Annotated in this window: 16 protein-coding genes; 2 read left to right on the forward strand and 14 right to left on the reverse strand. The window is 43.3% G+C overall.

The annotated features are described in order from the left end of the window. Nucleotides 1–31 precede the first annotated feature (31 nt). The 4 genes from hrpA to ACOBWA_RS07605 form a co-directional block, all read right to left on the reverse strand. A complete protein-coding gene (gene hrpA, locus ACOBWA_RS07590; RefSeq protein ID WP_420228937.1) occupies nt 32–4,264 on the reverse strand; it encodes an ATP-dependent RNA helicase HrpA in 4,233 nt (1,410 codons plus the stop codon). A 358-nt stretch (nt 4,265–4,622) separates the two neighbouring features. Continuing rightward, nucleotides 4,623–5,060, reverse strand: a complete 438-nt coding sequence (locus ACOBWA_RS07595) for a DUF1543 domain-containing protein (protein WP_420228938.1) — start codon at nt 5,058–5,060, stop codon at nt 4,623–4,625. Nucleotides 5,061–5,129: 69 nt separating this feature from the next. After that, a complete protein-coding gene (locus tag ACOBWA_RS07600) occupies nt 5,130–6,128 on the reverse strand; it encodes an alpha/beta fold hydrolase (RefSeq protein ID WP_420228939.1) in 999 nt (332 codons plus the stop codon). A 155-nt stretch (nt 6,129–6,283) separates the two neighbouring features. Continuing rightward, nucleotides 6,284–7,708, reverse strand: a complete 1,425-nt coding sequence (locus ACOBWA_RS07605; protein WP_420230741.1) for an SLC13 family permease — start codon at nt 7,706–7,708, stop codon at nt 6,284–6,286. Nucleotides 7,709–8,080: 372 nt separating this feature from the next. Between ACOBWA_RS07605 and ACOBWA_RS07610 the strand changes: the two genes are divergently transcribed. Next, a complete protein-coding gene (locus ACOBWA_RS07610; protein ID WP_290176270.1) occupies nt 8,081–8,242 on the forward strand; it encodes a hypothetical protein in 162 nt (53 codons plus the stop codon). Nucleotides 8,243–8,337: 95 nt separating this feature from the next. Here the strand turns inward: ACOBWA_RS07610 and ACOBWA_RS07615 are convergent, their stop codons facing one another. After that, the gene (locus ACOBWA_RS07615) at nt 8,338–9,018 is read right to left on the reverse strand and encodes a YoaK family protein (RefSeq protein WP_420228940.1); all 681 of its coding nucleotides are present in this window, start codon (nt 9,016–9,018) and stop codon (nt 8,338–8,340) included. A 134-nt stretch (nt 9,019–9,152) separates the two neighbouring features. After that, a complete protein-coding gene (locus ACOBWA_RS07620; protein WP_420228941.1) occupies nt 9,153–9,962 on the reverse strand; it encodes an enoyl-ACP reductase FabI in 810 nt (269 codons plus the stop codon). 555 nt (nt 9,963–10,517) lie between these two features. Between ACOBWA_RS07620 and folE the strand changes: the two genes are divergently transcribed. Next, the gene (gene folE / locus ACOBWA_RS07625) at nt 10,518–11,099 is read left to right on the forward strand and encodes a GTP cyclohydrolase I FolE (RefSeq protein ID WP_420230742.1); all 582 of its coding nucleotides are present in this window, start codon (nt 10,518–10,520) and stop codon (nt 11,097–11,099) included. Between the two features lie 97 nt (nt 11,100–11,196). Here the strand turns inward: folE and msrB are convergent, their stop codons facing one another. The 8 genes from msrB to ACOBWA_RS07665 all read right to left on the reverse strand — a co-directional run bounded on the left by msrB (nt 11,197) and on the right by ACOBWA_RS07665 (nt 21,173). Then, nucleotides 11,197–12,411 (reverse strand): peptide-methionine (R)-S-oxide reductase MsrB, encoded by a 1,215-nt coding sequence (msrB, locus tag ACOBWA_RS07630; RefSeq protein ID WP_420228942.1) that lies wholly within the window; start codon nt 12,409–12,411, stop codon nt 11,197–11,199. Between the two features lie 282 nt (nt 12,412–12,693). Then, nucleotides 12,694–12,972, reverse strand: a complete 279-nt coding sequence (locus ACOBWA_RS07635) for a hypothetical protein (RefSeq protein ID WP_420228943.1) — start codon at nt 12,970–12,972, stop codon at nt 12,694–12,696. Further along, a complete protein-coding gene (locus tag ACOBWA_RS07640; RefSeq protein WP_420228944.1) occupies nt 12,930–13,997 on the reverse strand; it encodes an iron-containing alcohol dehydrogenase in 1,068 nt (355 codons plus the stop codon). The genes ACOBWA_RS07635 and ACOBWA_RS07640 overlap by 43 nt, the downstream gene beginning before the upstream one ends. Nucleotides 13,998–14,269: 272 nt before the next feature. After that, nucleotides 14,270–15,949, reverse strand: coding sequence for an ABC transporter ATP-binding protein (locus ACOBWA_RS07645; protein WP_420228945.1), 1,680 nt, complete (start codon nt 15,947–15,949; stop codon nt 14,270–14,272). 1 nt (nt 15,950) lies between these two features. Then, nucleotides 15,951–17,000: an ABC transporter permease gene (locus ACOBWA_RS07650; protein WP_379544982.1), complete on the reverse strand. Its 1,050-nt coding sequence runs from the start codon at nt 16,998–17,000 to the stop codon at nt 15,951–15,953. A gap of 62 nt (nt 17,001–17,062) precedes the next feature. Continuing rightward, nucleotides 17,063–18,133: a microcin C ABC transporter permease YejB gene (gene yejB / locus ACOBWA_RS07655; protein ID WP_420228946.1), complete on the reverse strand. Its 1,071-nt coding sequence runs from the start codon at nt 18,131–18,133 to the stop codon at nt 17,063–17,065. A gap of 103 nt (nt 18,134–18,236) precedes the next feature. Next, nucleotides 18,237–19,016 (reverse strand): hydroxyacylglutathione hydrolase, encoded by a 780-nt coding sequence (gene gloB / locus ACOBWA_RS07660; RefSeq protein ID WP_057760343.1) that lies wholly within the window; start codon nt 19,014–19,016, stop codon nt 18,237–18,239. Between the two features lie 324 nt (nt 19,017–19,340). Continuing rightward, nucleotides 19,341–21,173, reverse strand: coding sequence for an extracellular solute-binding protein (locus tag ACOBWA_RS07665; protein WP_420230743.1), 1,833 nt, complete (start codon nt 21,171–21,173; stop codon nt 19,341–19,343). Nucleotides 21,174–21,237 lie beyond the last annotated feature (64 nt).

The following is a 21,237-nucleotide window of genomic DNA, read 5'->3' on the forward strand; positions in this document are numbered from 1 at the left end:
CTCCACGTACCACGCAAAACTAAAACTTAGCCTAACTCACCTTATCCCACATCTTACTTAGACGCTTGGGCGATACTGCCATACGTGTTTTCATAGGCTGGGCAAACAATTGAATACGGTACTCTTCCACCATCCAGCGATACTCACTGATGGCTTCTTTATCCGCACGTCCTGCTAGCCGCTCCATATGCAAATCAAGCGCGTATACACCATCAAGGTCGGCGTCGAGGTTGTGCTCCAAACGCTCTAGCCGAATCTGTAACGCTTCAAGATAGCGTGGGTACTGTTGCCAGTGGCTATAATCCATCCGATAGACAAAATCAGCCAAATGTAAGTCTTCTAGTTGATCTTCGATATCATCGATAGACTCACCAAATATCTCGCGATCTAGCATCAGTAACCCTTGGCGAATACGCTGCCAACGAGTGTAGACATTCTTAAGCGTTTTGATAACGCTTTGACCAGTTAATAAGAAGTTATTCACCACCACTTCAAGAGTTTGGGCATACTCTTCAGAGGTAAACGGTAGCTCCTCGCTCAATCCAACTGCGATGTCATCGGCGCTTTCTGGTAAATTTTCAGAGTGATCAAATAAGACATAGTGCTCTTCGAGAGCCGCGTCTAACGCAGCATCTATAACGATCGTTTTGAGTTTATCCATGTCGCCAAGTGGCGCAAATGCCAGTTTAAATATGCTATCGATTTGGCTCGTTAGCTGCTTTTTCTTTGCACCAAGTTTGCCTTTGATTAAAGTCAGCACCCCGATGCGATGTGCTTGAAGTGCTGCATTGACATCAGTATATTGATGAATCGATACCGCTTCTCCCGCTTCATCAGCGACGAGTGCCGCAAACTGTTTCATCACCACACCTGCACTATGATGGTTTTTGCTAAAAGCAAAATGCTCAGGGAACTCAGTATGCACGCCTTGCTGCTCATTTACCGCTTGACTGGTTTCAGATGCATGACGAATCTGTAGGGTTTGTAGATCACGGCCTTTTTCGATGATACGGTTTTTCTCATCGACCACGCAGATTTGTGGCTGCAAATAACGATCAATCGTAGATGGATTGAAGTTCTCTGGCGTCACCGACATAATACCGCGACGATGCAACGCCTGACACAGCTGCTTCAGTAATCCTTGCCCACCCTTTGGCTGCAATTCATCAAACAAACTGTCTGCAGTATTGGGTATCGGTACGATTTGGCGACGTATCTCTTTTGGTAGCGACTTGAGCAGCTGCAATACCAATTCATAGCGCCAACCAGGCACGCCCCACAGTAGCTCAATCGCATCGAGCTGCGGTAATGCGGCAAGCGGCACACGTATGGTCACACCATCATCATCGCTGGCGGGATCAAAAATATAACGCAGCGGCAACTTTAGATCGCCCAGCTTCCACACTTCTGGAAAGTCCCCTGTGGTCGGCGCCTGGCTATTAAGTACATCTTTATCAGTGAAGAATAGATGCTTGGCATCATGCTTTTCGACTTCTGCACGCCAATCCTCAAACGCTTTACGACTGGCAACGTGCTCAGGAATTTTCTTATCATAGAACTGATAGAGCGTTTCTTCATCCACCAACAAATCACGGCGACGCAGCTTGTCTTCGATGCGCTCAACGTGAGCAATCTTGTCCATGTTATGTTGCAAGAATGGTGCATTGCGACCAAAATTGCCTGTCACCAAGCCATCACGGATAAATATCTCTCGTGACTCGACCAGATTAACTTGCTCATAGTTAGTCAGCTGCTTACTAATAATAATCAGTCCAAACAGACTAATCTGAGCGTAAGCTTTAACTCGTCCTGTTTTCTTGGACCAGTGTGGCTCAAAGTAATGATATTTCAGCAAATCACCTGCCGCTGAAATAATCCATTCTGGTTCGATTTTGGCAACAGTACGCATAAAGACTTGTGAAGTCTCCACCATTTCAAACGCCATCACCCAAGGTGGTATTTGTTTAAACACCGTACTGGCTGGGAATATCTTGGCCTTTTGCTGACGCGCCGCCAAATACTCACCGCGGCTTTCGGTCTTGTGCGCGATGATAGATAATAAACCCGTCAATAACGCTCTATGCAGATTGGCATATTTAACCGCTTTTAACTCTTCGTCTTCGATCGCAGTCGGATCATTGACAGCCACATTTTTATCAGAAGCTTTTGATTCATTAACATCAGTTAATTTCAGCTCAGTGACCATCTGTACCAACTGACGATGCGTCTGATGCCATTCACGTACACGCGGGAAGCTTAAATAGTTCTTCTTAGTAAACTGCTTACGCTGATTGCCAGACAGTTTATTACCGTCTTCATCTTTTTCAAATAGCGCCTTCCATAGACTCAAATAAAACAAAAAGTCAGAGTCGTCTTGACGGAAGACCGCATGCTTTTGATCCGCTTGCGTGCGTTTATTGGCAGGACGCTCGCGTGGATCCTGTACAGCAAGCGCTGCCACAACGATCAGCATTTCGCGAATACAATCAAAATCAGAACCAGCCACCAGCATACGTGCTAGCCTTGGATCGATTGGCATACGTGCCATTTTCTGACCAGTTGCTGTCAAACGCAGATGATCAAGCCCTTTCTTAGCTTTTGGTTTATTGGTTTTGTCCTGAGCAGCGATGTCTTTCTTAGAGGTAATAGCGCCCAATTCATCTAGCAATTTATGACCATCAGTAACCAATCGGCTATCAGGCGGCTCAATGAATTCAAAGTCATCTACACTACCTAGACGTAGGTTGGCCATTTGTAGGATTACTGACGCTAAATTAGTACGTAAAATTTCAGGCTCAGTAAACTCAGGGCGACCACTAAAATCTTCTTCACTATAAAGACGAATACAAACACCTGGAGCAACACGGCCACAGCGACCTTTACGCTGATTAGCCGCTGCTTGGGAAATTGCTTCAATCGGTAAACGCTGTACGCGCGAGCGATACGAGTAACGCGAAATCCGCGCAAAACCCAAGTCAATCACATAGCGGATACCTGGTACGGTCAATGCAGTCTCAGCAACGTTGGTCGCGATAACAATACGGCGACCTCGACCCGATGGTTGAAAGATACGCTGCTGCTCTTCGTAAGTCTGCCGTGCAAATAGTGGCAGTACTTCGGTATGGCGCGGACCATGACGCTCAAGCACCTCTTGCGTTTCGCGAATCTCCGCTTCAGTCGCAGCAAATATCAAAATATCAGCTTGATCGGCGTGGCCTTTGCTCTGCGCATCGCTAAAGCACTCTTCGACAGCGGCAACCACAGCACGCGGCAGGTTCTCTTCAAAATCATCGTAGCTGTCATCCTCTGAGCTGTTTACTGGCTCATCTGTCAACGGACGATAACGGACTTCTACTGGAAAGCTACGCCCTTCTACATTAAAAATAGGTGCAGGAACTTGCCGTTTTAGCTTGTTATCATAATGGCTGAAATACTCACTAAAGCGCTTGGTATCAAGGGTCGCCGAGGTAATAATGACTTTTAAATCTGGGCGCTTGGGCAGCATCTTTTTGAGATAACCCATAATAAAATCGATGTTCAAACTACGCTCATGCGCCTCATCGATAATAATCGTATCGTACTTACTCAAGAACCGATCATGACCCAACTCAGCGAGCAGAATACCATCGGTCATGAGCTTTACAACAGATTGCGCTGTCCCTTGCTCATTGAAGCGAATCTTAAAACTGACAGTATTACCTAATGGCTCACCCAGCTCTTCTGCGATACGGTTTGCCACACTACGAGCAGCCAATCGTCTCGGCTGTGTATGCCCTATCTGCCCTGTGATACCACGCCCTGCCAGCATCGCAAGCTTAGGCAGCTGCGTCGTTTTACCAGAACCCGTCTCACCAGCGACAATAATGACTTGATTATCGATAATCGCTTGTACTAAGTCTTCTGCGCGCTGGCTAACAGGCAGATCTAAATTTAGCTTGGTAGGTAAATCACTTGGAATACTATCGATACGTGCTTGCACGGCTTGTTGAGAACGTGTCTTTATTTTCTCGTACTGAGCACGTTTTTTGGCGAGTACATCATCTGAATTGTTCTTTTGCTCAAAACCATTATTAGATTTTTTATTTTTAGATACAGCAGCACGCGCCAGCTCTCTTTCAAGACGGCTTAAGTAATAGCTGTCTTTGGCAAGAACTGGTGAATCTGCCAGTGGTACTGCTGGCTTCTTAGTATCTTGAGTTTCATTTACAATAGATGTATTTGAATCGCTGTTTTCAGGAATATTGGTCTTAGAAGTATTGGGCATATTTGCTTAGGCTATTTATTATGTAGAAGTGGTTAGATTATGGGGGTAATTGGGGTATGATTCAAGTTAGTCCAGTCCTGATTACTCTTGTATCAATAATGCTGAAACTATCACACATTACAGAACGTATCCGAACTTAAGCTATCCATTAAGTTCATTTAATCAGGCGTGTATTGGGTTAATTTTATAAAATTTAGATAAACCTATTATAGCGCTAATTTCTCTAAATTCTTGATGCTTAGATAGCCAACATATTCTTTGTCTTCGCAAGCATTCAGCTCATCTATATCACTGATAGGCTCAATCGAAAGTCGAACATTTGAGATAAGATCATTTACGTTATATATGTCATCTATATCTACTGCAAGCTTATCATCAATATGAGAAGCTGCATTAAAAGGTGACGTTTCATTTTTAAAAGTAAACTGCTTATAAAAATCACTTTTTTTGCTTGTTTGATCGCGTCAGCTTGGTTAGGTGCAACGATGAGTAGCTTATAATGGAATTCTTCAAAACTGTCCTGCTGATAGCCACCTAGATTGATAAAGAATAACTTTAAGTCAGCAGCAGCCTTTAACTGCTCACTTGATTCAATTAACTTGATGGTATAACTACCCACTTTAGTAATTGCTCGATATGAATCAATATGCCATTTATTTTTTACTTCAGGCCAATGCTCATTGATATCTGCTATCAAGTCACTCACCTGAGGGGCCACACCAAAGAAAATATCGTGTTGCTCAATCAGACGACCTTTAGGACGACCTCCAAGCTGAACCATATATAGTGTTAGCATAAAACATTACCTTCTACATGTCTCTAGTGACAACGACTGTTAATTCACTAAAGCGTTTAAAATATTCATTCAATTACTCGTTGGCTTATCCGCCAAAAACTGCTTTACAACGTCAACGGTTGCTAACGGATCTTCTTCGTGCGGTACATGACCTAAATTATCAAATATCTTAAGCTGACTATTACGTATATCTCTATGAAATAACGCGGCGTTTTCTACAGGAATAAGATCATCTTTTGCACCCCATAAGATCAAAGTCGGTATGTCGAGCTGCTTTATCTGCGCTTGGTCACTGTCATCATCAGTCTCATGTAGGCGACGACTCAAAGCCTGCCGATTACCTTGGCGCAAGGTCAATTCATAGTATCTGTTAATCAATTTCTCGTCGACTTTACTGTCATCGGCATACACGCTTAAAACGCTTTTCTCAACAACACTTCTAGGTAGGATACGATTTAAAATTGGTGACATCATTGGATATTTAGCAAGTTTAAAACCAATAGGGACATGTTTTGGCGTTGCTGGATAACCAACTGAGTCTACCAATATCAATCGACTGACACGCTTAGGATACAAAGCTGCAGTACGCCACGCTACCTTGCCTCCCAATGAATTCCCGGCTAGCGTGACACGGTCCAGCTTCAAATGATTGAGCACCTGAATGACAAACGCCGCATAATTTTCGCTGCTGTATCGCGTGCTCTCATTCACATAAGGACCGGTCAAACCAAACCCTGGCAAATCCATACTCACGACACAGTATTGCTCAGACAGCGCCTTGGTCCAGCCCTCCCATGTATGCAAACTCGCCGATGTGCCATGCAATAAAACGATTGTTTCAGGTTGATCTTTTTCAGCTGTATTGCCACGATTTACATGACAATTAGCTGACTGCGATACATGCGCTTGCATACCTTGTATGTTTATAAATTCGCTGTTGGGTAGTTGCCATTTTTTTAGCTCAGCGATGGTACGATCAGGCGCCCAGTATTTTGCTATAAATACCATTATCACAGCAATTGCGCCTAGCACTATGAGAATAATTGCTTTTAATAAATACTGTGTCATGTGATCAAATCCATTCAATAAGATGACGTTAATAATAAACATTCTATACCGTTATCTCGTATGATAAGCCATAAAAAACCCGACGTTTAAGAATCACTTAAACATCGGGGTTTTTAGCATTTGTACATATGACTGTGTCTACATGAGCTATTTAACTACAATAAGAAAAAGTATGCCCAACACCCAATGATGATAGTAGAGATAATATTAAGGATGACACCTGTACGTATCATCTCTGTTTGCTTGATCAAACCTGTACCAAACACAATAGCATTCGGCGGCGTGGCAACTGGTAGCATAAAGGCACAAGACGCACCGATACCAATAATAAGTACTAAGACCTCACTCGGTATACCTATATGCTCGGCAATTGCCACAAACACAGGTACTAAGAGCGCGGCTGAAGCCGTATTTGATGCAAACTCTGTTAAGAAAATAATAAAGGCTGAGATTGCAAGCATCACCACCAATAGTGGTGCTGTTTGTAAGCCATTAGCAACCGTCTCGCCTAACACTAATGACGCACCTGATACTTTTAAGATATTTGATAGCGCAATACCGCCACCAAATAACATGAGCACGCCCCAATCCGTGTTGTCTGATACCTGTTTCCAAGAAACTAGACCCAAGCTCACGACCGCCACTGCTGCAAGCAACGCGACAACGGCATCTGTATCTTCGATACCAACTGCAGCCCCAATTTGTTTAGACAACATCCAGCTAGCTGCCGTGACAATGAAAACAGTAATTGTTAATAGGCGGGTTTTGGTCCAAGGAATGATTTCATCTTGCTCTAGCTGCATAGTACGGTTTAGGTTCGGCTTTAGATACAAATACATCGCACCCAACAGTACTGGTAATAGTATCAGCATCATTGGGATACCAAACTTCATCCAATCAACAAATGCGATATCCAATGCTTTTGCAGCAATGGCATTTGGTGGCGAGCCGACAATCGTGCCCAAACCACCCAAACTTGCTGAATAAGCAATACCAAGCAGTACAAACACAAAAGTACCGCGATCTTCTTTACTATCAACTTGCGTTAAAATACCGAGTGCCAATGGGAGCATCATTGCCGTTGTCGCTGTATTCGATATCCACATGGACAAGAATGCAGTCACACCAAATATCAAAAATACTGCTGTACTGAGCTTACCACCCGACAACGATAGAATTTTTAACGCGATTTTTCTATCGAGCTTTTGTACATGTAACGCGGCAGCCAAGGCAAAACCACCAAAGAAGAGATAAATAATGGGGCTGGCAAAGCTCTGCAGACCGACTTCAGCATTAAAATCAGGAATGCCAACCAAAGTACCAACTACAACCACTAAAATCGCAGTGATAGTGACGTGTATCGCCTCAGTGAGCCATAGCACGCCAATAAAGAATAACAACGCTAACCCTTTATTTGCACTAACTTCAAATGGTAATACGCTATAAATAATAAAGCTAATGATTGCCGCGATGGCGACCACGATCAACCCTTTTCCCGTTCCCTTTGGGAATGTATCTGTAAATAAATATTCATTGCCATCATTAGGAAGATGGCTATCCAGTTTTTCTCTGACATAAATTATCCTTATTGCCTCCAGAGGGAATATGACGTCAAAAATTATTGCAATACACAATTATTGTATGACATCATTATATTCATATAGCGAATATTACGCGGGAAAATATCATATCAGAATAATTTATATATGAATACAATCTGATTAATTTTGTTTCTTTAGCTCATCTGTTTGATTTGTTAATAGCGGTTACCCTTCGACTAATTTTATTTTTAGACAATGGCTCTCTCACTGCTTTTCATGCAGACCCTGATTTATAAAAATTACATAAAGCCTCTAAACATTTATCATTTAGGGCTATACAAGCAAAAATTGATACCACATAATCAGAAGGTTGAATAGAAAATTATCAATAAAAACAAAAGGAATAACTTTATGACAGACGCAAATAAAATTGATGCAACCACCAAAATGGCACCAAAAGACATTAATCAAGATGGGTTGGCCGAAAAAGATCAACAGCGTACTGACGACTCTGTATTAGATATGATGCAAGGTATGCATGAACATGAAGATCATGAAGAAGATAGAAAATAAATCTCATGAACAATGACATTTATCTTCATTTTTAAGTAGATTATGTTTATCTAGTACAAACAAAAAAGATAGGCGTTTATCACTATGATAAGCGCCTATCTTTTTGGTTCTCTCACCTCTGGCAAATGATCTGAGACATAGTTGTACACAAATGCTGCTGTCGACACAATGGCGATGGGAACAAACAAAGCATCATAGCTGACTTTTGCAAACAAGAAAGCGCCTACTGCACTACCACCGCAAAAGCAATACCAGATAATGGCTTGGAACCCTAAGGTTGGCTTACTGATAGAACGACCAGCAAGCCAATTACCAATTGCCGCCCCCATGTCTGATGTTAGCCCTGTCAAGTGAGTGGTACGAATGACCGCCCCACTATAAGTTGCGACCATCGCATTTTGCAGTCCACATGCCATTGCTGCTGCTAATTGCCCCAAGTAATCATGCTGCTGATATAACCAATAACTCACCAACAGTAGTGCTGCTTCTAAATATAGCGCTCGCCCATAACGACGGCCGAGTTTCAATGATGTCTGTCCAATGACAAAGCCGCTTAGTATAGCCCCTGCCAAAAAGGACAGCAACAAAGTACCAATATATAAAATACTACGCGCGTCTGAATGAGCGATAGCCGCTGCAAACAAGCTTACATTGCCCGTTACGTGCGACACTGATAAATTGGCAAACCCCATTAACGCCGTCGTATTCACGCAACCAGCACTAAATGCCAATACTGCCCCGCCCCATAGTATCCACTTTGGTAACTTGGTTATCATATCCCTCGTCCAAAGGCACGTAGCTAAAAAGGCGCATTGCTAAAAAAGCACGTAGCCAAAAAGACTCATAGTATAAATAGAAAAGACAGCCAATTGGCTGTCTTTTCTATTATCAAACGAATCATCTATAACAATTACTGTGCTGGTTCATCAAGCACCATCAACTGCTCGCTGATAGCTACTGTATTAAATCCTGCATCAACGAACATAATCTCACCTGTGATACCAGATGCCCACGGCGACAATAAGAATAATGCAGCGTTACCTACTTCTGTCTGTGTGATATTGCGTTGTAATGGCGCAATTTTTTCGCTGATATCGAGCATTTTACGGAAAGATTTGATACCACTAGCCGCTAGCGTGCGGATAGGACCTGCAGATATCGCATTAACACGGATACCTTCACCGCCCATAGACGTTGCTAAATAACGAACGCTGGCTTCTAAACTGGCTTTTGCCATACCCATGACATTATAGTTTGGCAATACTGAAATGCTACCTTCGTAGGTCAATGTCAACATAGAACCATGGCGCATCGCCAGTAACTCACGAGCCGCTTTAGCCAATGCAACGAAGCTATAGCTAGAGATATCATGCGCGATGTGGCTGCCTTCACGAGTCGTGGCATTGACAAAATCGCCATCCAACTGATCCATCGGTGCAAATCCAATGGCATGTACCACACCATCAATACCGTCACCCCAGTGAGCAGTCACTTGCTCAAAGCACGCAGCAATTGACTCATCAGAAGCTACGTCACACTCTAGAACCAAATCTGCTTCAAATTTTTCAGCGGCCATATCGACGCGTTTTTTGATTTTGTCATTCGGGTAAGTCAAAATTAGTGAAGCCCCTTCGCGGTGCAGCGCTTCTGCGATAGCCCAAGCGATAGAGAGTTTACTTGCGATGCCAGTTACGACAAATCGTTGTCCTTGCAGTAGCATAAGATTTCCTTTTGAATCAATCGAGATGATTTAGAATAAGAATTTATTTAGAGTAATTAGAAGATTGAGACTACTAAATAGTACAAATGAAAAGATGAGTTATTATACACGAATTAATTTAAGTAAACAGTCGTAAACTGTATTTGGTGCTTGTTATTGGATTGACTGATACAAACAACTAATAACGTCAAAATGACTAATAGCAGTTTATCACCTGAAGTAGTATCGACAGTGAGAGTTTTTCGTGAGTTATTAGATTGCATTTTAGCATCAACGCTTCACGATAAAATACTCAGACTATAGTAGTTTGCTTATTTTATGAAAAAACCGCACTTCGAATATTAACACTATAACCGTTCAGACTGAGTACCAAGCACCCCTTTATTGATTAAAGACTCAACTGCTAGCCACAGCAGTATGAAGTTCAGCAGATTTCGAGTATAATCACAGCCCTTCCCAGCTTGCACAATTTTTATAAGAATCCTCACATGATAGGATTCAACGTTAAGCTACACCCACATTTTGGATGGCTGCCAAACTTATGAGTAACACCCCATCATAACCCCAGATTATAAAGAAAGTACCGAATCTTATCGCCAACTGATTACTTCAACTGGCGAAGACTTAGATCGTCCGGGTTTGCTAGATACGCCTGTACGTGCTGCAAAGGCCTTTGCCCATCTGACCCAAGGCTATCATCAAAGTATAGATGAAGTGGTCAATGATGCTGTGTTTCCATCAGCCAATCGCGAGCTGGTACTGGTACAGAACATTGAGTTTTATTCACTGTGTGAGCATCATATGCTACCGTTCCATGGTGTCGCTCATATCGGCTACTTACCTGACGGTCAAGTACTGGGACTGTCAAAATTTGCCCGTATCGTCGATATGTTTGCCCGTCGTTTGCAAATACAAGAAAACCTAAGTGAGCAGATTGCGCAGACTATCATGGATGTTACTGGCTGCCGCGGCGTAGCAGTCGTTATGGATGCATCGCACATGTGTATGATGATGCGCGGTGTTAGCAAACAGCATTCAACCACGCGTAGCACCGCTATGCTTGGCGAATATCAACACAACAATCAAGCACGTAATGAATTTTTGGGTGCTGTACCTAAGCGTCAACCAGCGTTTTAAATTGCTGTTAGTTGCTTAGGCTTTTGTGAATAACAACCAAACAAAAAGGACGCATCATATGCGTCCTTTTTATTTGGTTGAGTGATAGGAAATAGTACTAACCAACTGGTTTTACATCATCTACCCAATTGCCATAACCTTCAGCTTCCATCTGCGCCAGTGGAATAAAGCGGAGCGCTGCTGAATTCATGCAATAGCGCTTGCCAGTCGGTGCTGGACCGTCATCAAACACATGGCCCACGTGTGAGTCCGCGTAACGGCTACGAATTTCAGTACGGGTTCCAAATATTCCTCGATCTGGCTTTTCAACCACCAAGCTCGTATCCAATGGGCGAGTAAAGCTCGGCCAGCCCGTACCAGACTTATATTTATCACGCGAAGAATACAGTGGCTCACCAGATACGACGTCTACATACAATCCAGGCTCTTTGTTATCCCAGTACTCATTATCAAAGGCACGCTCAGTACCTTCTTTTTGTGTGACTTTGTACTGAATATCACCAAGGGACTTCTTTAGCGCATCTTGTGAAGGTTTTACGAATGTCTCTGGGTTAAAACCTTTGCTTACTTTGCTATCTGATGTGTTATTTGACGTCACTTGCTGTGTGCTATCTGCTTCGGGCGTAAACTTACTAAAATCAAGCTCATAGTTTTTACCATAGACACTCTCGATAAATTGATAGCGACCAGAATTAAAGGTATAAGCTTTATAGCGTATCGGGTTCTTTTTATAATAATCCTGATGATACTCTTCAGCAGGATAAAAAGTGCTAGCAGGAACAATCTCAATCACTACCGGTTTGTCATAAACACCAGAGGCTTGCAGTGATTGCTTAGCCGCTTCTGCGATTTGCTTTTCTTGCGCATTGTTATAGAAAATTGCTGGACGGTACTGTGTGCCGCGATCAACATACTGCCCTTTATCATCAGTAGGATCAGCGATTCTCCATAGCGCCTGTACTATGCCATTGTAAGTAATCTTCTTAGGATCATAATACACCTGCGCCGCTTCTGTATGCCCAGTACCACCTGCCGACACCTGCTTGTAGGTTGGGTTTTCAGCGGTGCCACCCGTATAACCAGACACGACTTCTACCACGCCAGGGATTTTTTCATAACCTGCTTCAACGCACCAAAAACACCCACCCGCTACCGTGGCTACTGCTAATCCTGGTGTGGTCGGTGCATATGGGTTAGCGGCAGTTGTGTTCTTTACAGTAGAGCTGTTTTCAGTTGATGCGCAGCCTGCGTAAATCGTACTACTCGCTATGATAACTAACCCTATGATTTTAGATGGTAATATGCGATTCATAAAAATCTCCTAAGCGTAATATCCTTTAAACATCCTAACGCTTTTGTGTCACTGAAACATTCCTATACTGTTATATATTTACAGTTTATTAAGATAATTTTTAGCAACTGAGTGTAATCACAAGATAAATTAAACGATTATTTGATAATGATTATATATTTTAGTATGAGTTAACTATAGGAATAAGACGAAAGCTTTGTTATCTCAATGCATTAAAAAAGCCCATTCTCAAAAAAGTAATGGGCTTTTATTTATCGTAAGGTTATCAATGTAAGCATAGGATTATGAAGATTTTTGGCTACCTTTATCAGCACGTTCATCACTAGCCTGCTTAATCTTCGTTAGAATTTCTTTGATCTCAGATGCTGATAGATAGGTGGGCACGGCATAGGTGTCACTGACTTCTTTTGCCGCTGCCTTTGCAATATCATCAAAGTCGCTAGTTTGCATACTATTGACAGTCGGATCGATGTTTAGATCTGCAATCAAGTTTCTAACTTGCGTGATAAGGTGATCTGCTATCTCACTATCGCCATTAGCTGCTTGACCATCCTGTACCATACCGGTTCTTTTCGCCAATGCAGCCAGTCTTTTTTGCTCGCTTTGCGATTGACGTCGAGCACATAAGGCAACACGATGGCATTAGCACGGCCATGCGGAATACTATAGTAAGCGCCTAACTGATGCGCAATAGCATGCACATAACCCAGACCTGCTTTGTTAAAGGCAATCCCGCCATAATGAGCGGCGATACCCATCTCTTCTCTTGCTTTTAAATTGCCACCGTCTTTATAAGCTAGTGGTAGGTAATGCATAACAGATTTTACGGCAGAGGCTGCATAATAATCTGTCTCTACGCTAGCATTGGCACTCATCCATGCTTCTAAGGCATGGGTCAATACATCAATGCCAGTATCTGCTGTTATATGGGCTGGCATGCCTTTCATAATAACTGGGTCAATCGCAGCGGCTAGTGGTACCATTCTTGGGTCGATAGACAATGCTTTTTGATGCGTTTTGTCATCAGACACTACTGCACCAAGTGTCGCTTCTGAACCCGTGCCAGCTGTCGTTGGTACGCAGTATAGCGGCGTTGCAGGCTTTCTTGCTTTAAGAATACCGATTAGCTGCTTTGGCTTGCACTTATTGCCTTGAGACATGGCTATCATTTTGGCCGCATCGATCACTGAGCCGCCACCAATAGCTATGATAGAGTCACAATTGGCTTCTATAGACTGACGGAGCCCTTCTTCAACTACTTTAAAAGTAGGATCTGGCGTAATGCCATCATAGATGTGATAACTGATATTTTTCGCATCTAGATAATCGGTAACTTTTGCAGGTATGCCCAGTTTGTTGAGCACCGTATCCGTGACGATAAACACATTGGTATTGCCTTCATTGATAAGCATATCGCATAGCTCATCACAGGCAGTCTCACCGACAAAGAGCATAGGTCTTCTGATAGGTATCACATAAGACACTGCTTTTAACACCTTGGCCCGAGTTTTAGCGACAACCAAATAACCAGCATGCTGCAAGCTGTTGTTCTTTACCAATTTAGTAATACTATTTTGTGTTTTCATGGGCACAAAAATCCTTTTAATGATGGTTTTAACTGCAATAAAGACCGTTTTGGGCAGCCAGTTAAATATTACTAATTTACGAGCGCCAGAATGTATAAAGATACGCATCACAGCATTATAAAATGGGCAGCTCTCTAAAATTATTGTACCACTGCTCTTTTCAATATGTCGCTATTATTATGAACTGCAATGTGTCAATTTTATACCAAGCCGCTTATTTTAGTCGCTTAATTTGATTGATCAATCTAAGTGGCTACAGTAAGTCGTTTAAACTAGTCAGTAATTGCCTTTAACAGTTGCTGAGTATAAATATGTTGTGGGTGATTAAAGAGATCTTCGGTACGTCCAGACTCTACGCAAGTGCCTTGTTTTAATACCATGATATGCTGACACAGTGCACGTACTACCTTGAGATCATGACTGATAAAGACATAGCTGACTTGCAGTCTTTCTTGGATTTCACGTAATAAACTAACTACTGTGACCTGTGTGGTACTATCGAGCGCAGAAGTAGGCTCATCCAATATAAGTAGACTGGGTTTCATAATAAGTGCGCGCGCCAGTGCCACGCGTTGACGCTGACCACCTGACAGCTCATGCGGATAACGCTGCGCAAATGCTAAAGGCAAATGTACCGTAGCAAGACTATCTAGCACCGCTTGCTGACGGGCGACTTTATCCACGCCTTGTACTAACAATCCTTCTTCCACGATTTGCATGACCGTCATACGCGGATTAATACTGGCAAATGGATCTTGAAATACCATCTGTATCTGCGAGCGGAATTTACGCAGCGCTTTTTTGGACAATCCTGAGATATCTTGATCATTGACCACTATCTGCCCATTCACACGTGCTTGGTTGCTCAGTAGTTGACTAAGCGCCAGTGCAATGGTGGTTTTACCAGAGCCAGATTCTCCAACGATACCCAATGCCTGACCTTTTTGCAGTGTCATATCGACACCTTTGACCGCATCGAACCAGCGCTTGGTACCTCCAAGCAGACCTTTTTCAATTGGGAATTGTACATTAAGACGCTTCACTTCTAGTACGCTTGATTGTTTATCTGCGTTATCGTCTTCTATGATTAATGCTTGCCCAAAGTCTTGCTTGATAAGTGTGCGAGTATAATCGGCCTTAGGCTGATCAAATACCGAAGATGTTTTACCCTGTTCAATCGTTTGACCTTGGCGCATAACGATGACCTTATCACTATAGCGCCTGACCAGATTGAGATCATGACTGATTAGTATCATCGCCATATTGTGCTTACGTTTGAGATCATCTAGTAGCACCAAAATCTCATGCTGCAAGGTAACATCGAGCGCAGTCGTTGGCTCATCAGTAATTAAAATATCAGGCTGCTGAGCCAATGCCATGGCAATCATCACTCGCTGACGCTGACCACCTGATAGCTCATGTGGGTAACGGTTCAACTTGTCAGCAGGATCTGTAATATTGACATCATTTAGCAAAGCAATGCTGGTGTCTCGCCATTGCTTTTTAGGTATTCCGCTTAGACGCAACGATTCAGCAATTTGTTTGGCGACCGTATGTAACGGATTTAATGCGGTCATTGGCTCTTGAAACACCATACCGATACGCTGTCCACGAATAGCACGTAATGCGGCATTACGCGCCTTATCATTCGCTATGGGCAAGGTCGACATGCCTGTTGTACTTGCCAGCTGCACCTCACCAGTAACGGTGAGGCTGTCTGGTAACAAACCTAATAGCGCAAGACTGGCAATTGATTTACCAGACCCCGACTCACCAACGATGGCCAGAGTTCGCCCTTGTCGTAGCTCATAAGACAGCGCATCGACCAATTGGACGCCTGTAGTCGTCGTGATAGTGAGCTTATCTACGGTTAGCATAAGTTTATCTTGTGCACTATTAGGGCTTTGACTTGGTGCGCTGTTTTGCTTGGTGGCGATAATATTTTCAGTCATGTTAAGAACGCCTCGGATCAAACGCATCACGCAGCGCTTCGCCAACGAAGATAAGCAATGACAAAATAAAGGTCAAACTAAAGAAGCCTGACAAAGCAAGCCAAGGTGCATCGAGGTTATTTTTACCTTGTACCATTAGCTCGCCAAGAGACGGCGAGCCAGGCGGCAATCCATATCCCAAGAAATCCAGCGCGGTTAAGGCGATAATATTGGCCGTTAAAATAAATGGCAACTGCGACAAGCTAGAAGCTAATGCATTGGGTAAGATATGTCTGAGCATGATTTGGCTGTCCGAAACGCCTAAATTGCGTGCAGCTCGTACATAGTCAAAGTTGCGGGCTCGCAAAAACTCTGCCCGTACCAAACCAACCAGACCCATCCAGCCGAACAACAGCATCATGGCGAACAGCATAATAATACTAGGACTAAACAGACTGACCAAAATAATAATCATAAATAGCTGAGGCATACCGCCCCATACTTCCATAAATCGCTGCCCTGCCAGATCTACCCAGCCACCATAATAACCTTGTACCGCACCGACGATAATTCCAATCAGTGCGCCTGCAAGCGTCAAGGCCAAACCAAACAGTAACGACACTCGCATCCCATAGAGTATTCGTGCCAGCACATCACGCCCCATATCATCAGTACCAAGCCAGTTCTGGGCATTGGGCGCTGCTGGATAAGGCAGACCAAGCTCGACATTCGGTGTCTGGTCGGCAAACGGAATAAGCGGCATTAGATAAAACCCTTGCTCATCAATCAGCGACTGCACTGCAGGGTCTTTATAATTGGTTTCAGTCTCAAACACACCGCCAAACGTCGTTTCAGGATAGGCCTTTAATACCGGAAAGTAATAATCGCCTTGATACTGCACTAATAATGGTTTGTCATTGGCAATGACATTAGCCGCCATGCAGATGACAAATATCACTGCGAAAACAAACAGCGATATCACCCCAAGTCTATTTTGGCGAAAGCGATTTAAACGTGCTTGCCAGATAGGGTTTAAGCGTTGCTTTTTTGTGGTAGATAGCTGCTCAGGCATTGGCGCTTTACCTGGTTCGCTATTAATAGTACTGCTCTGTGATGAAGGTTGATTATTTGACATTAACGCCCCTCAAAATCAATACGAGGATCGATTAAGTGATAGCTCAAATCACTGATTAATTGCAGTAGCAGCCCCACTAAGGTAAAGATAAATAGCGTGCCAAATATCACTGGATAATCGCGTTGTTGAATGGCTTCAAACCCTAACAAGCCCAAGCCATCTAGTTTAAATATAATCTCAATCAAAAAATTACCCGCGAAGAAGATACCAACAATAGCGGCTGGAATACCGGCAATGATAATCAACATTGCATTGCGAAACACATGTCCGTATAGCACTTGACGCTCACCTAAGCCTTTAGCACGAGCAGTGAGTACATACTGCTTGCCCAGCTCCTCTAAAAAGCTGAATTTGGTCAGATAGGTCAAACCTGCAAAACCGCCTACAGTACTTGCCAGCAGCGGTAACGCCAAATGCCAAAAATAATCTTTTACTTTACCAAGCGCGCTTAGCTGATCAAAATTTTCGGACGTCAGTCCCTGTAATGGAAAGATATTCCAATAGCTGCCACCTGCAAAGAAAACCAGTAAAATCACTGCGAAGACAAACACAGGTATTGCATGTCCGATCGCTAGCAGCATAGCAGTGGCTTTATCAATGCCTGAGCCATGATGCATCGCTTTATAGACGCCTAGCGGAATAGCGATCATATAGATGAGCAACGTACTCCACAGCCCAAGCGATATCGAGACTGGCAGCTTCTCTATGATAAGATCGGTCACCGACTGCCCTTTAAAAAACGACTCACCAAAATCTAGCTGAGCGTAGTTCTTTAGCATGAGCCAAAATCGCTCTGGAGCGGATTTGTCAAAGCCATATTGAGCATTGATCGCAGCGACCATCTCCTCAGAGAGACCACGCGTGCCTTGATAAGTACTGTCGTTGCCACCTGCACTGCCCGCACCAATATTACCGCCAAGCGCATTATCTTTTGCGCCCTGCTCAATAAGTGCCAGCTGCTGCTCAACAGGCCCGCCCGGTGCCGCCTGTATGATCACAAAATTGGCAAGCAATATCAAAAATAGTGTCGGCAATATCAGTAGTAGTCTTTTTAAGATATAACGACCCATAATGGCGACTTCCTAAATAAAGAGAGATAGCAATGACGTTCAGCAGCGAATTGTGGTGTATTAAATAGGTGCTTAAAAGCAAACTATTTGTTAAAAACTTACTTTAAAAGTTGTTTTTCAGCTCACGTAACGCTGCAAATACCGTTAACGACTTCTCATCATCGATAGGCATTTTGGATTTAACTCCTGCGATTACACTCGGCTCTTGTGTACGTAAAAACACATTTACCGTGCGCTCATGCTCTAGTGTCACTGGTAGCGTTGCCATGCCTTGTTCAGTTTGTACCTCTGCTCGTGCTAAGGCTTGCTGCATCGATTCATTGTCAGGTTCAATAGATAGACCAAAACGTAGGTTACTGGCCGTATATTCATGCGCCGGATACAGTAGCGCCTCATGAGGCAAGCCGTTCAAACGCTTAAAGCTCTCATGCAGTTGCTCAATCGTACCAGTAAACACACGTCCACAACCTGCACTAAACAACGTATCACCGCAGAAACAATGCTTTTGCCCATCGATATCCAAAATATAGGCCATATGGCTAGCGGTATGCCCTGATACATCCCAGACTTGCGCAGAGCAGCCCCATGCGCTCACCGTGCTACCGTCTTTGATAGTTTGATCTTCATCGACGCCATGCTCACTATGCGCAACCAGATGAGTCATCGGATACGATTCCTGCAACTCTGCGACGCCGCCGATATGATCATGATGATGGTGAGTCGTCCAAATCGATGTTAGTTCGAGCTCATGCGTCTCTAGATAATCAATGACCGGCTGGGCTTGACCTGGATCAATGACAATCGCCTGCTTATTATTTTCATTAATCAATGTCCAGATATAGTTATCGCTAAATGCTTTGATTGGGTGAATACGAATACTCATATTAAATCCTTACCGGTAGTTATTTTTGTTACGTGTTATTTTGAGTTATCTAGGGCGTGTTCTCAATTCAATCAAGTGTCCTCTAAATGGGCTAAAAACAGCTAAATTTTGCCAAACATCGTCAAATAGCTGGTCAATATCTCGATATTATCTGCACTATTTTCCTCGTTTGACGGCAATTTATCTCATTTTTATCACCATTTTTAAAATGAGGACACGCCCTAATCTAACTGTTATTTGATAGCAGCCGCATATATTTGACAAAAACAGCATATATGCTCAGCTGTCCGTTGTTATCGGGTCAAACTTTATAATAAAAACTGTTTATTGTTTTAAATATTTATTGATACGCCCTTCTGCCTCTTTATCCACCCACCAGTAATCGATACCAACAGCATTGGTCGGTAGTTTTTCAGTATGGCGATACTGATCCCAATAGGCGACATTGGTGCCAGATTTGCCGTATAGCGGTACGACATAATGCCCTGCGCGTAACAACCGATCTAGCACCTGCGTATACAGTACGATCTCGTCACGATTTTTAGCATTACCAAGGGCAGCAACGACTTGATCGACGGCTGCATTCTTGATACCAGCACTGTTATGATTACCCGGCTCGTCAGCAGCAGCGCTACCCCAAAATGCCGCTTGCTCAGCACCAGGAGATAGACTTTGAGCAAACACGTCCACGACCATATCATAATCAAAACGGCGCATACGCTCATAATATTGCGGCCCATCGACTTGGCGCAATGTTGCATCAAATCCCAAGCGTTTTAGATTGCGAATATAAGGCAACAATACACGGCCCATGGTCTCGCCTGTCATCAAAATCTCAATCTGAGCAAGCGACCCATCAGGTTGATATAGTTTCATATCCTCATAATAAAACCCAACCTCTAATAGAAGCTTACGCGCTTCTAATAACCCTTGACGATTAAAGCCGTTCCCATCACTGGTGGGTAGCTGCCATTCTGCTAATGTTGCTTTACGCTGAATCGGTTCGAGCTCAGACAATAACGGTGTCAATACCTGCATCTCTGCATCAGATGGCGTACCCTTTGCTGCAAGCTCTGAGCCATGGAAGAAGCTCTGCAAACGCTCGTACTGCCCATGAAATAGGGTTTTATTCATCCATTCAAAATCATAAGCAGCTGTCAGTGCTTGGCGAACTTTGATATCTTGAAAGATTGGGCGACGCAAATTCATCACCAATGCCTGCATCGGTACTGGATTTTGGCTGGTTATCGTCTCTTTTTGGATAAGCCCTGCTTTGACTGCAGGGAAATTATACCCAGTTACCCAGTTAGATGCTTTATTTTCGGGGCGAAAACGGTATTGACCGGATTTAAAACCTTCAAAGGCAATCTCATCACTTTGATAATAAACAAACTTGATCATATCAAAATTGTAGCGGCCACGATTGACCATCAAATCACGCCCCCAATAATTGGGATCACGTATATAACTTACCGAACGCCCTGCATCAACTCGCCCCAATTTATAAGGACCACTACCCATCAATGGTGACAGACTGATTTTCTCAAAATCGGTATCAATAGAAGATTTGGCAAATATAGGAAACTGCCCAACAGTCAGTAAAATCTCTTTGTTGTCAGCAGAGGCAAAGACAAACTTTACTTGTTGATCATTAATGATTTGAATGTCTTTGATATCACTTAGATAACTGCGAATATACATGGGGCCTTTGTTCAATATCGCCTCAAAAGTCGCTTTTACATCGCGACTGGTCACACCCGACCCATCCCAAAAACGAGCATTAGGGTCGAGATGATAGATAATCCAGCTTGTATCACCGGGATCATATGTCACTTTACTTGCCAGCTGTGGATACATGGTAAATGCTTCATTTAATGAACCAGTCATCAAAGTATCATACAGATAGTCTGTGCCAATCATCGCCACACCCGTGGTCATCCATTTATTGGCGCTATTAAACGTACCGCGAGCATCTAGAGAAAGCGTACCTCCTGATGGCGCTTTTGGATTGGCATAAGGTAAGTAAGGTGCATCGATGTACTCAGTAGGACTATTGTGACCAAGCGCGGTCGTCGTGATAGGTGCAGCGATACTGCTCGGTATCCAACTGACGGTGATGGTTAGCAATACAGCTTTTAACAGGGCGTTTTTTATTATCATGACGTTATAATAAACCTCTATGCTAACCAATATAAATATCAAAACGTAAAGCCTGACAGCA

The organism is Psychrobacter sp. ER1 (assembly GCF_048631835.1).
GTDB lineage: Bacteria > Pseudomonadota > Gammaproteobacteria > Pseudomonadales > Moraxellaceae > Psychrobacter.